The 13,423-nt window shown below is 36.4% G+C and carries 9 protein-coding genes; 7 read left to right on the top strand and 2 right to left on the bottom strand.

The genetic code is table 11. The features are described from left to right. The first annotated feature begins 43 nt into the window (after positions 1-43). The 7 genes from ACLLO5_RS11030 (at position 44) to ACLLO5_RS11000 (ending at position 8,904) form a co-directional block, all read left to right on the top strand. Positions 44-1,612: an HlyD family efflux transporter periplasmic adaptor subunit gene (locus tag ACLLO5_RS11030; RefSeq protein ID WP_413175479.1), complete on the top strand. Its 1,569-nt coding sequence runs from the start codon at positions 44-46 to the stop codon at positions 1,610-1,612. A gap of 155 nt (positions 1,613-1,767) precedes the next feature. Beyond that, complete coding sequence (locus ACLLO5_RS11025; RefSeq protein WP_413175477.1) at positions 1,768-2,616, top strand: glycine-rich domain-containing protein; 849 nt, start codon at positions 1,768-1,770, stop codon at positions 2,614-2,616. A gap of 122 nt (positions 2,617-2,738) precedes the next feature. Then, positions 2,739-3,491, top strand: coding sequence for a DUF2207 domain-containing protein (locus ACLLO5_RS11020; RefSeq protein WP_413175475.1), 753 nt, complete (start codon positions 2,739-2,741; stop codon positions 3,489-3,491). 100 nt (positions 3,492-3,591) lie between these two features. Further along, a complete protein-coding gene (locus ACLLO5_RS11015; RefSeq protein ID WP_413175474.1) occupies positions 3,592-4,431 on the top strand; it encodes a tetratricopeptide repeat protein in 840 nt (279 codons plus the stop codon). A 162-nt stretch (positions 4,432-4,593) separates the two neighbouring features. After that, on the top strand, positions 4,594-5,262 hold the full coding sequence (locus ACLLO5_RS11010) for a sigma-70 family RNA polymerase sigma factor (protein WP_413175473.1): 669 nt from the start codon (positions 4,594-4,596) through the stop codon (positions 5,260-5,262). A 3-nt stretch (positions 5,263-5,265) separates the two neighbouring features. After that, a complete protein-coding gene (locus ACLLO5_RS11005) occupies positions 5,266-6,435 on the top strand; it encodes a DUF1822 family protein (RefSeq protein ID WP_413175472.1) in 1,170 nt (389 codons plus the stop codon). Between the two features lie 27 nt (positions 6,436-6,462). Next, on the top strand, positions 6,463-8,904 hold the full coding sequence (locus ACLLO5_RS11000) for an ABC transporter substrate-binding protein (RefSeq protein ID WP_413175471.1): 2,442 nt from the start codon (positions 6,463-6,465) through the stop codon (positions 8,902-8,904). A 169-nt stretch (positions 8,905-9,073) separates the two neighbouring features. On the opposite strand, the gene ACLLO5_RS10995 is transcribed toward ACLLO5_RS11000, so the two are convergent. Then, positions 9,074-12,619: a tetratricopeptide repeat protein gene (locus ACLLO5_RS10995; protein WP_413175470.1), complete on the bottom strand. Its 3,546-nt coding sequence runs from the start codon at positions 12,617-12,619 to the stop codon at positions 9,074-9,076. 79 nt (positions 12,620-12,698) lie between these two features. Next, a complete protein-coding gene (locus tag ACLLO5_RS10990) occupies positions 12,699-13,097 on the bottom strand; it encodes a hypothetical protein (protein ID WP_413175469.1) in 399 nt (132 codons plus the stop codon). Between the last annotated feature and the right edge of the window lie 326 nt (positions 13,098-13,423).

Below are 13,423 nucleotides of genomic sequence, written 5' to 3'. Positions count from 1 at the left end.
CTCCTAGTCTTCAAATCCTGCGTCAAAAAAAACTAAACTTGTTATGACTCAACTTAATGCTAACCAAATCAATGGCAACGGCAACGGAAAAAATCAAAATTTACAGTTGCTGACACCTCCCAAAAAAGCTAAAACAGAATCCTCAAATAATTCCTATAAGCAAGATGAATTTGAACAATCTATAGTCTTACGTCAATCACCAATATGGTCACGTACCATCATGATTACCTTGATGGTTGTAGCCTGTTTTGGAGTTGGGTGGGCTTATTTTGCAAAAATTGAACAAGTAGTTCCAGCAACAGGTCAATTAAAGCCAGAAGGTGCAGTCAAAGAAGTACAAGCTCCCATTAATGGAGTTGTAAAATCTGTTTATGTAAAAGATGGGGAATCCGTAGAAAAAGGAAAATTGCTCTTAACATTTGAATCAGTTGCTACTTTAGCTGAATTAAGTTCCTTAAATAAAATTCGTGTTGCTTTAAACAAAGAAAACGATATTTATCGTCGCTTGATGGGAGCAAGCACAGGTATCAACTCAGAATTGGACTTTTTACGTAGTAACTTGCCACCGGAATCTGCTTTTCTCCTTAAAAATCGAGCATCATTAGTAGCAGAAAACGAACTACTACGTTCTCAATTAAAAAATACTGCACCAGAAAACGGCAACGGAATTGATGAACAAGAACGCCTCATAGCAGCTAAGAGAGAATTAGATTCCCGATCTGGCGCAGCTAAATTAGAAGTTGAAAAAATTAGAAAGCAACTATCTCAAACCGTAGTCAAACTAAGAGATACACAAGATAGTTTAGCTATTCAAACACTGATTTTAGATAAACTCAAAATATTAGCTGTCGAAGGTGGAATTTCTCAACTGCAATATCTGAATCAGCAACAACAAGTACAAACTTTAAAAGCAGAAATATCACAATTAATTGAAGAAGAAAAACGCCTCCAATTTGATATTCAAAAAGGACAGCAGGAAGTAACTAATACAGTAGCAGTTACTGATAAAAACGTTCTAGATCAGATAGCTAACAACAAAAAGCGAATTGCCGAAATAGACAGCCAATTTATGAGAATTATTCTGGATAATGAGCAGAGATTGGCAGATATTAATAGTAAAATTTCCCAAACTCAATTAAATGTCAGATATCAAGAAGTCCGCGCTCCTATAGCAGGGACAGTGTTCGATATGCAAGCAAAAAATCCTGGTTTTGTAGCGAACGCCACGCAAAAATTATTGCAAATTGTACCTAACGATAAATATGTTGCTGAAGTATTTATCACCAATAAAGATATTGGATTTGTCAAGGCAGGTATGAACGTAGATGTGAGAATTGATTCCTTTCCTTTTAGCGAATTTGGAGATATTAAAGGTCAGGTTATTGATATAGGTTCAGATGCTTTACCCCCAGATCAAATTCATCAATTTTATAGATTTCCAGCCAGAGTTAGCTTGGATAAACAAAAACTAGAAACTCAAGGGAAAAAGATCGCATTACAGTCTGGTATGTCAATTACCGCTAATATTAAAGTCCGCGAGGAGCGTACTGTACTTAGTTTGTTTACAGAGATGTTTACCAAGCAAGTAGAGAGCTTGAACGAAGTGCGTTAATCTCTAAACCTTCTACATATCCCCGACTTCTTCACGAGGTTGGGGATATTTTTTCTAATGCTCCCAAATATATTGTAAAGATTTGTAACAAAATAGAAAATACTATTCTGTTCTGACAGAAGAACACATAGAACCAAGGCTCAACCCTAAAATCTATGAATCTTCAGCAAGTAGAACTATATCAACATCTCCAAGAGTTTTCTTTAGATGAAAAAAATGTTTCTTTCTCTTTTAGTCAGAGACTAGCAAAAGAGAATAACTGGACTGATGAATATACTCAGCGTGTAATAGATGAATATAAAAAATTTGCTGTTCTTGCGGTTTTTGCAGGACATCCAGTTACACCCTCTGACCAAATAGACCAAGTTTGGCATTTACATTTAACATATACCCAATCTTATTGGCATGATTTTTGTGGAATTTTAGGTACACAACTACATCATGGACCCACTCGTGGCGGTAATAAAGAATATAATAAATTTAATAATTGGTATTTAAATACCATAGCTAGTTACGAACAGTTTTTTGGACACACTCCACCCACAGATATTTGGCCAGCACCTCATATTCGGTTTGATGTAAACGCTAATTTTCAGCGTGTAGATACTAATAAACATTGGGTTTTACCAAAACCTAACTTGACGTTTTCTAATATCAATATTTCTGGTTTTATGCCTCAGCAATTTTATTTAGCATTGCTGTTTACCTTGACATTAATACTCACAAACTCTCAGATTTTATTAGCTTCCAATAACAACAATTCTCAAAGTTCCCAAAGTTACGCAAATTCTATAGGATTCTGGTTTTTCTTGATAGTAGTTGGTTCTGTGATCTTTGTGATAGTTACATCTGGTAGAAGTGGTGGAAGTAGTGGTGGTGGAAGTAGTGGTGGTGGAAGTAGTGGTGGTGGTTGCGGTGGTGGTGGCTGCGGTGGTGGTGGCTGCGGTGGTGGTGGCTGCGGTGGTGGTGGTTGCGGTGGTGGTGGTTGCGGTGGTGGTGGCTGATTCGCTTATAGATTTCAGGACTTATGCATGAGTCACAGAATATCAAACCACAAAGAACACAGATGAATCAGAGTTTAGGAGATTTTTTGCGTAAGTTCTGGACACACAGAGAAAAGGAAAATATGAGAAATATTTCGATAAGAAGAATTGGGTTTTGCTTAATTGTTATCTTGGTAACAATTCTGATTACATTTACTCATGCTGTTGCTGAGGAAGTCCCATTTTATTGGGACTATATTAACGTTAATATTGACGTACAAACTAACGGAGATATGTTAGTTAGGGAAGAACAAAAATATGTGTTTAAATCAAATTATTCTAATCAACGATATCGTTATATCCGGTTGGATAAAGTTGATGGAATTAAGGATGTAACGGTTCAAGAGAATAATCAAATTATTCCTAGTGAAACCGGAATTGAAAATGATAAAATCTGGATTCGTTGGCAACATCCATTAAAACCACCTGAAGCTCATACTTTTGTTTTAAAATATCGTGTAGTTGGTGGATTGCATATCAATAGCGATAATACTCAGATTTACTGGAAAGCGATTTTTGCTGACCGTAAAGCTCCAATTCAAGCCGCAAAAGTTCGAGTACAACTACCGGAAGCTTTATCAGGTAAAGTTACCTCTTTTACTAATTTTAGTACTCCAGCTACAGCACGTCAAATAAATCCTACAACCTTTGAGTTTGTTGCGAATCAGCCTATTCAACCACAACAATATTTAGAAGCTCAGGTGACATTTCCTAGTGAGATTATCAAGATTAATCAACCTAATTGGCAACAAGGTAACTTCTGGGACAATTGGCAAATTATACTGGCTGGGATATTTGTGCTGGTTTTTTTTTTCAAAAATAATTTTAGCAATTAATAATCGCCAATGTCCTCAATGCCAAAAATTTACGTTCAATTGGACTTATAAGGAGTTTATTGTCACAACGATTAAAGGACAGCAAAGAGTCATCCGATTTATGCAGGAGTGCAAAAACTGTTCTGAGCATAATAAGTATGAAAAAGCAGTTCCATTAGTTAGTGAAAGTAGTAGTGTTTGTGAAAATAGCGGTAATATCAATACTCAATCTGGTGATATAAAGGCTATTAAAGATTATAATCAAACCTTAGCTCTTAATCCCAATCTTGCAGAAAGCTACTATAATCAAGGTAATACTTGCGCTCAATCTGGTGATATGAAGGGGGCAATGGAATATTACAATCAAGCCCTAATTATTAATTCCAATTTTGCAGAAGCTTATCTCAATCGAGGTAATACCCGCAGTGAATTGGGAGATATACAAGGAGCAATGGAAGATTATCATCAAGCCCTAATTATTAATCCTAATCTGGCAGAAGTATATATCGGACGAGGTAGTATTCGCAGTGAATTGGGAGATGTAAAAGGAGCGATGAAAGATTATAACCAAGCCCTAACTATTAATCCTAATTTTGGAGAAACTTACAGCAATCGAGGTCTTCTGCGCGCTCAATTGAAAGATATAAAAGGAGCAATAAAAGATTATAGCCAAGCCCTAATTATTAATCCTAATCTGGCAGAAACTTACAGCAACCGAGGTCTTCTGCGCGCTCAATTAAGAGATATGAAAAGAGCAATGGAAGATTATAACCAAGCCCTAATTATTAATCCTAACCTGGCAGAAGCTTATGCTAATAGAGGTCTTATTTTCGCTCAATTGGAAAATTTTAAAAGGGCTATTACCGATTTGCAAAAAGCATCTGAATTATTTCAAAAACAAGGGAAAATTACCGAATATCAAAATGTTGTCGAGTTATTGATGAAGATAAACAATAGGTAACTCTTCAGGATATTTTCTTCAAAGCTTCGTTTTATCAAGAATGTCACCAAACGAAATATCTACAAATGTTCAACTATTTCAAACAATTCTTGAAGAAAGAATAAAACTCTAAATATTAATCCTGATTAGTATTATGCATCACAATTAAATTAACCGAATCAAATGGATGAATTAGAAGCGAAAATCCTCCTACTTGTTCAAGAAATCTGTCAATATCCTAGTCGTAGTATTGCCCGTCAAAAAGGACTCAATCAGATTATTTTATTGATTCAAAAAACAGGTAAATTGTTACGCGGTACAGGTATACCTGATGCTGAGGAAGCTTTACAAGAAACTTGGTGGTATTTTTGCCGCAATCTTTGTGAAGCAACTACAGCTAAAGAACCCTTTAATCCTGAAAAAAGTAGCGTGATTACTTGGATTAACAGTTACTTAAGTTATCGGTTGCAAGATAAACGCATTAGTTCTTATGAACAAAAAAATAAATTTAATGTAATTCCAGAAAAAGATGAACAACCAATAGATCCATCTGATTTAATTCCTGCACCGTCAGAACCAAGACCAATATTAAATGACATTCAGGAATGGTTAGAAACAAACTCCTCAGAACTGAAACGTATCCATATACGCGGTCGTCCAGATGTTAATAGTTACGTTTTAATTTGCCGTCGTTTACCACCAGAAACATCTTGGGTTGATTTATCAAAGGAGTTTGATTTACCCATATCAACTCTTGCTAATTTCTATCAACGTCGATGTTTTCCCCTTCTTTTAAATTTTGGTAAATCCCAAGCTTATTTTGATAGCGAAGGTTATTTTGATATAGAGTGAGTCATGAATTATTCAACTGAAGAACAAAGCATTTGTATTCCTATTCCGGCAAGCTTTCGAGATACAGCATTAAAATTTGCCCAGGAACAACCAAATAAATCAAAAGCTAAACAAGTCTATCTGAATACTTTAGCTGTTCAAGTAGTTAATAGCTATTTGCAAATGTTAGATATTCCTACCACAATAAAAGCTAGTTATAGCTGGGATTCCTGGGGAAGAATATTTGCAGATGTCGCAGATTTAGTTTTAACTGGAATTGGACATTTAGAATGTCGATATATCAGAACAGGTGATTTAGTTTGTTATATTCCTCCTGAAGTTTGGTCTAATCGTTTTGGTTATGTAGTTGTAGAAATTAATCAAACTTGTGAAGAGGCTAAAATTAGAGGTTTTTTACAACAAGTAACGGCAACAGAGATCAATTTAGAACAGTTACAACCATTAGAAGCATTCATAGAATATTACCATCAATTTTCTGGTGTGGGATTGCGACAATGGTTAGAAGGTATATATACTAACCAATGGCAAAGTATGGAGGAATTAAATTCACAAAGAAGCACTCAATTAGCCTTTCGCTCCCCAAAAATCAGGGGGTTTGAAGTTGATACCCCAGAAAAAGTATTACAAATAATTGAACAATTATATCCCTATAATATCTGGGAAGAAAAATTACTTATAGAATTTTTAGGTAAAATCTCTGAAGTGCGTAATAATAATTTTCAAGCATCTCTTCCTACTGATCAAAATTTGGGATTGTTTGATGTTATAGTTCATCTTTTACAAACCACTGAAGATGAAGAAATTCGTTGGACTTTGGCAGAAATTTTATGGGTAATAGAACCTAAACATCCTGTAATTCGAGGTAGAAGAATTATGGATTTAGGAATGCAATTAGCTGGAAATCCTATAGCCTTAATGGTGGCAATTCTGCCCAAAATAGACAAAACCTTTGCCATTCTTCTGCGGGTATATCCAATGGGTAATCAGCCTTATTTACCACCAGGGTTAAAATTATCAGGATTATATGAAAATGGACAACCGTTTTTAGAAGTCCAATCCAGACAACAAAGAGACGATTACATTCAATTAAAATTCTGTGCTGAAGTGGGTGAAAAATTTCAAGTTCAAGTTAGCATCAATGATGTCATAATTAGAGAAACATTTTTCATTTAATCAGACCAAATATTTACAGGAACAACAGTGGAGAAGCTGGTTATCTTCGAGATTGGAGAGGGGAATTTTGAAAAAGGCTTTCCTGTCAAAGTGAGAATAAGGGAAGTTGAAAAATCTCATTGGACAGAATTTGCTGGTAGATTACCTGCTTCCTCCATAATTCCTCAACAATACTCTGAATGGCAATCAGTTTATCATAATTTACCAGGTAATTGGTTAATTACTATTCCTAAAACTCAAATTACTCACGTTTCCACTAAGGAAGCTTGTTATCATGCTGCACAAAAATTTCAATCTGTTTTTAATGAATGGTTAAATCAACCATCTGTGCGACAATTAGAACGTCAATTTCTCCCTCAAATTGGTAATTGGCAAAATGTAAGGTTTATTTTACAAACTCAAGACTCTCTATTGCGTCGGCTTCCTTGGCATCTTTGGGATATTTTTCATATCAATGATATTCAGCCAGAAATTATTATTGCTTCTGAATATAAACCATCAAAACAACAGTTAAAAACTCCAGTCAAAATTTTAGCAGTTATCGGTAATAGTCAAGGTATAGATATTCAAAAAGATTTGCAAGCCTTAACTGCAAAATTACCAGGTGCAATTATTGAACCTTTAATAGAACCATCGCGTCGAGAACTGGTAGATAAATTATGGCATCAACCTTGGGACATTTTATTTTTTGCTGGACATAGTTGTAGTCAAAAAGATGATACTTGGGGAGAAATTCAAATTAATGCTAGTGAAAGTTTATCACTTTTAAAATTGCGTCATACTCTGCGTTATGCAGTACAGAAAGGATTGAAATTAGCAATTTTTAATTCTTGTGATGGATTAGGATTAGCACGTAATTTAGCTGATTTACGCATACCTTATATCATTGTGATGCGAGAACCTGTTCCTGATGTAGTAGCACAACATTTTTGGGAATATTTTCTGACAGTATTTGCGGCTGGAGAGTCTTTATATACCGCTGTTCAACAAGCTAGGTTACGCTTGCAGGAAGAATTGGAAGATGAATATCCTTGTGCTTCTTGGCTACCTGTGATTTTTCAAAATCCAGCAGCAGCAGTTCTCAAATATCCCCAACCTCGTCATTGGCAAAAAATAGGATTACAGACAGGAATAATTGCTATTTCTCTAGGATTTTTAGGGGGAATTTTCTGGTGGAGTATTGATGAATTTAAGTTTCGTAATCGTTTTAGTTATGGGGATAAAGTATTAGTTAATTTTGGAAATAATATAGATAAAGAAGAGGCAGTGAAAGCATTTGCTTGGAAAAATTATCAGTTGGTAATTCAAAAATTAACAACTTATTTACAGAAATATCCTAATGATGTAGAAGCGCGAATTTATTTAGAAAATGCCAAAATTATTAATAAACAAAATATCAAAATTGGCGTTCCTGTACCGATTGGTAGTAATCCAAATGTGGCTTTAGAAATTTTACGGGGAGTAGCACAAGCACAACAAGAAATAAATAATCAGGGTGGTGTAAATGGGAGATTTATAAAGGTACAAATTGCTGATGATGATAATCAACCAGAAATAGCTAAAAAAGTCGCTCAAAGATTTGTCAAAAATCAGGAAATTTTAGCGGTAGTTGGCCATAACAGTAGTGATGCTAGTGTTCCTGCATCTGATATATATCAAGCAGGTAAATTAGTTATGATTTCACCTACTAGCAGTTCTACTAAATTAACTGACCGTCAAGACCGGACAGATGGTAATTATATTTTTAGAACCGTAATTAGTTTTACGATTAGTGCTGATACTCTGGTTGAATATGCTAAAATAAATGGTAAAAATAATATTGTTATTTGTAGTGATTCTAAAGCTGTAGATCAGTCTTTTGAACAGGCATTTGTGAATGCAATCAATAATAAAAGCTTGCAGCTAATTAACGATGTTAATTGTGATTTCGCGGCTAAAAATTTTCAAGGTGAAGCGATTATAAAAAATGCCATTGAAAAAAATGCAGATGCTATTTTATTGAATCCACAAGTTGATAGAATTACTCCAGCTTTTGAAGTGGCTAAAGCTAATCAAGGCAGGATGTTATTATTAGGTAATCCCAGTTTACAAACTCAAAAAACTTTGGATGCTGGTAATATCATCAATGGTATGGTGTTAGCAGTTCCTTGGCAAGCGGCTGTTTCACCTAATAAAGAATTTGTAGAGAATGCAAATAAAATTTGGACTGAACCGGGTTTAATTACTTGGCGTACAGCTACTGCTTTTGATGCTACTCAAATAATTGCTGCGGCTATAGAAAAAAAGGGTAGTAGGAGAATAGATGTTCAACAAGCTTTAAGTCATAATTTTGCTTTTTCAGGTGCGACGGGAACAATTAAGTTTTTACATTATGGTGATAGAACAGGGGATAGAATTGGGAAGGCGGTGTTAGTGCAAGTACAGCCACATCCTCAAATTGTTAATAGATATATATTTGTGCCTAAATAGTAGAGTGGGTATTAATAATGTAAGTTGCTGTCTGAATCAGGATGTCCAGGATTAAAGGATTTACAGGATGAGAACTGGCATTTTATTACCAATTACCAGCCTCAACCAGATAACTGGCAATTTGGGTTAATAATACTAATTGAAAAATCTAAAAAATGACTGTACCCAACTAACGACGCAACCAACGCCAGAAAAATTTAACGATGGGTTTTATCAACAGCCACAACAGGTAAAAAGGCATTCTTAAAACCACTAACAACCTATCAAAAACCGACATACATTTTTGCCATTGTCGCAACAGACGCAAATTCTCTCTCACTGTAACTGTAGAAGGATGGTTAACCCCTAACACCCTTTCAAACATTTCTAAAGCTTGAATGAAGAGAGGTTCGGCCCCTGTGTACCTGCCCTGGCTATTGTAGAGGTCTGCTAAATTATTCAAGCTTTGTGCAATATCAGGATGGTCGCCTGTAAATAGCCGCTGTCTCATCTCTAAAGCTTGAATGAAGAGAGGTTCGGCTGCTGCGTACCTGCCTTGGCTTTTGTAGAGTGCTGCTAAATTATTCAAGCCAGCAGCAACATCAGGATGGTCCCCTGTAAATAGCCTCTGTTTCATCTCTAAAGATTGAATGTAGAGAGGTTCGGCTTCTGTGTACCTGCCCTGGCTTTTGTAGAGTTCTGCTAAATTATTCAAGCTATTAGCAACGTTGGGATTGTCTCCTGTAAATAGCCGCTTATACATCTCTAAAGCTAGAATGTAGATAGGTTTAGCTTCTGTGTACCTCCCTTGGCTATGGTAGAGTGCTGCTAAATTATTCAAGCCAGCAGCAACATCAGGATGGTCGCCTGTAAATAGCCTCTGTCTCATCTCTAAAGCTTGAATGAAGAGAGATTCGGCTTCTGTGTACCTGCCTTGGCTTTTGTAGAGTGCTGCTAAATTATTCAAGTTAGTAGCAAAATCAGGATGGTCGCCTGTCAATAGCCGCTGTCTCATCTCTAAAGCTTGAATGAAGAGAGATTCGGCTTCTGTGTACCTGCCTTGGCTTTTGTAGAGTGCTGCTAAATTATTCAAGTTAGTAGCAAAATCAGGATGGTCGCCTGTCAATAGCCGCTGTCTCATCTCTAAAACTTGAATGTAGAGAGGTTCTGCTTCTGTGTACCTGCCTTGGTTTCTGTAGAGTTCTGCTAAATTATTCAAGCCAGCAGCAACATCAGGATGGTCGCCTGTAAATAGCCTCTGTTTCATCTCTAAAGATTGAATGTAGAGAGGTTCGGCTTCTGTGTACCTGCCCTGGCTATTGTAGAGTGCTGCTAAATTATTCAAGTTAGTAGCAAAATCAGGATGGTCGCCTGTAAATAGCCTCTTATACATCTCTAAAGATTGAAGATAGAGAGGTTCGGCTTCTGTGTAACTGCCTTGGCTTTTGTAGAGTGCTGCTAAATTATTCAAGTTAGTAGCAAAATCAGGATGGTCGCCTGGAAATATTCGCTTATACATCTCTAAAGCTTGAAGGTAGAGACGTTTGGCTTCTGTGTACCTGCCCTGGCTTTTGTAGAGTGCTGCTAAATTATTCAAGCTTTGTGCAACATCAGGATGGTCGCCTGTAAATAGCCTCTGTCTCATCTCTAAAGCTTGAATGTAGAGAGGTTCGGCTTCTGTGTACCTCCCTTGGCTATGGTAGAGGTCTGCTAAGTTATTCAAGCTTCGTGCAACATGAGGATTGTCGTCTGGAAATAGCCGCTGTCTCATCTCTAAAGCTTCAAGATAGAGAGGTTCGGCTTCTGTGTACCTCCCTTGGCTATGGTAGAGGTCTGCTAAGTTATTCAAGCTTCGTGCAACATGAGGATTGTCGTCTGGAAATAGCCGCTGTCTCATCTCTAAAGCTTCAAGATAGCGAGGTTCGGCTTCTGTGTACCTCCCTTGCTCATAGTAAAATAATCCTAAATTACTCAAGTAAGTAGCAACGAAGTGATTATCGCCTGGAAATAGCCGCTGTCTCATCTCTAAAGCTTCAAGATAGCGAGGTTCAGCTTCTGTGTACCTCCCTTGTCTTTTGTAGAGTTGGGCTAAATTATTCAAAGTAGTAGCAATGTAGACATGGTCGCCTGGAAATAGCCGCTTTCTCATCTGCAAAGCTTCAAGATAGAGAGGTTCAGCTTCTGCGTATCTTTCTTGTTGCCAGTAGACTAATGCTAAATTATTCAAGCCTTGTGCAACATCAGCATGGTCGCCTGTAAATAAAGTCTGGTAAATTTCTACACAGCCTTGATAGGCAGGTTCCGCTAAATTGTATAGTCCTTGTCCATCGTAAAATTTCCCCACACCCACAAATACCCCAATAATTTCATCTGCCAGGATGGATGCTGGTAAGTTGGTCTGTGGTTCTGTATTTTCTTTAATTTCATCTCTTAACCGGTTTCCCAGGTCTTCCCAATGGTCAACGATATATCTAAAATTTTCAATATCTTTAGAACTAGGTGACTCAGGAATTTGTGAAGCCAGATATATCATTGGAGTGATGAAGGTTCTTTCTAAAACTGTTTGCATTGCCCCCAATTCTGTTAACTTTTCCTGCCAGAACCAACGTAGTAAATTATGAATTTTATAAGCTTCTGCTGTTTCTATTTCTGGTTTTTCTGTTTCTGTAACTAACTGTAGTAGACTGCGCTGATAAAGTTGTTTTTTGGCGGTGTTTAGTTCTGTTTCTGACCAAGTTAAGCTTTGTTCCTCATTTTCTCCTGAAAAATTCAGACAATACACTACCAATTCCCAAACTATCAACTGTGGTGAAAATAAACTTAAAAATGCACCTAATTGTTGAGATTGGATATCCAATTTTTCCCAAGTTAAATCAAAGGCTGCTTTTACTCCCAATTCAGTTTGTTTAATATTTTCCCTGTCCTGTAAAGATTCTGCTGCTAATTTGCGCTGTTGTAATTCTGCTAACATCTTAGTTAGAGATAGTCCTGGATCATTGAATAAATAACCAGCAACTAAAATTATTCCCAAAGGTAAATATTCTAAACATTTACATATTTCTTGGGCTGTTTCTGATTCTCTAGAAATGCGTTTATCTTGGTTTCCTAGTGGTTTTTGTAAAAGTTCTAAAGCTTGATTTTCGGGAAGAAGTTCTAGGCGTAATGATTGAATAAGATTAGGGTCTAAATTTTGTGTGCGAGTTGTCACCAAAACCCGGAAACGGTTATCACTGGGAAGAATTTCCTGCAATTGTGCTAATTCAGTGACATCATCACAAATAATTAAAATAGGTTTTTCAGAATCAGGATATTGTAACCAACACCAGGCAATTTGTTCTCGTAAAGTTAACAGTTTTCCCCCTCGTTTCTGGGGAATTTCTAACTGAGAACTAAAAAACTTCAAAACTTCCTCAGCAAGATTATTTCCCCTAGCATTAAACCAAGTAATTCCCCCATAATCATTTTTATATCTTGTTGCATATTGGATAGCTAATTCAGTTTTACCCAAACCACCCATCCCAGAAATAGCTACATAATCTCCCCGTTGTAAGTCTTCGTGTAAAGTTATCAGTTCTATTTCTCGTCCAACAAAATGTACAGAACCGCGATAAGGTATGTGTTTTTTTAGTTTTAGTTGTGGTTTTTCTTGCATGATTTGTTTGTCAACATTAACTTGACTACAAGGGGCAGCATAAACACCTATTTTATCAGCAAATTTGGAATATTCATCCGGCATAAACTGATTAGATACTTCCAGTTAAATATGAACAAGATAGGCTAGAAGCCCGTCCCACCAAAATTAGAATTAATTGTGATTAAAAACTCATAGTTTGAATATTTCCTGTACCTCCTGGCATGACAACCTGACCTATTTTGTCTGCTAATTTTTCTAGGTTAGGCATGGCCAGAATTTCTGCTAATTTGGGATTTGGTTCAGCTTTTGCTGCTGCTGTTAATTCCTCTATAGGTTGATTAACCTTAGGCTCTGCTTTTGCTGCTGCTTCTACTTCTAATGCAGCCTGACCATAATCTAATGGTTGTTCTGGTGCTTTCTCAATAGCGGTAACAGTGTCAGGCTTTTGTTTTTTCAAGGCTTCGAGAAACTGCTTAGTTTTGTTAGATAAACTATCACCAATATTTTCGCCAATTTTTTCCAGTGCTTTGGTAGCGAGGACAGTACCAATTGCAACTGCGCCTGTGGTTAATGGTTCCATCGGTTAAATACTGTAAAGTATTATTTTTGTCTTTTATCCTTTAAAATTATAGTATAAACATGGAAAAATCTGCAAGATTAAGGTAAGTTTTTAGTTAAATACATTGTCTGAATCAGGATGTCCAGGATTAAAGGATTTACAGGATGAAGACAGGAATTTTATCACCCATTACCAGCCTCAACTATATAACTAGCAACTTGAGTTAATCAGGTAATTGTAATGTGTAATATAGCAATCCTAAATTATTCATGAACAGTTGTTCCCTTCCCTAACTGATAAGTTCTCAACTCAAATAGGATTGTTATGAAATCCCAGTTTTAATCCTG

Source organism: Anabaena azotica SJ-1, from assembly GCF_047275885.1.
Classification (GTDB): domain Bacteria; phylum Cyanobacteriota; class Cyanobacteriia; order Cyanobacteriales; family Nostocaceae; genus Trichormus_B; species Trichormus_B azotica_A.
The sequence above is the reverse complement of the archived record's forward strand: the minus strand, read 5'-3'. Positions and strand labels throughout refer to the sequence as shown.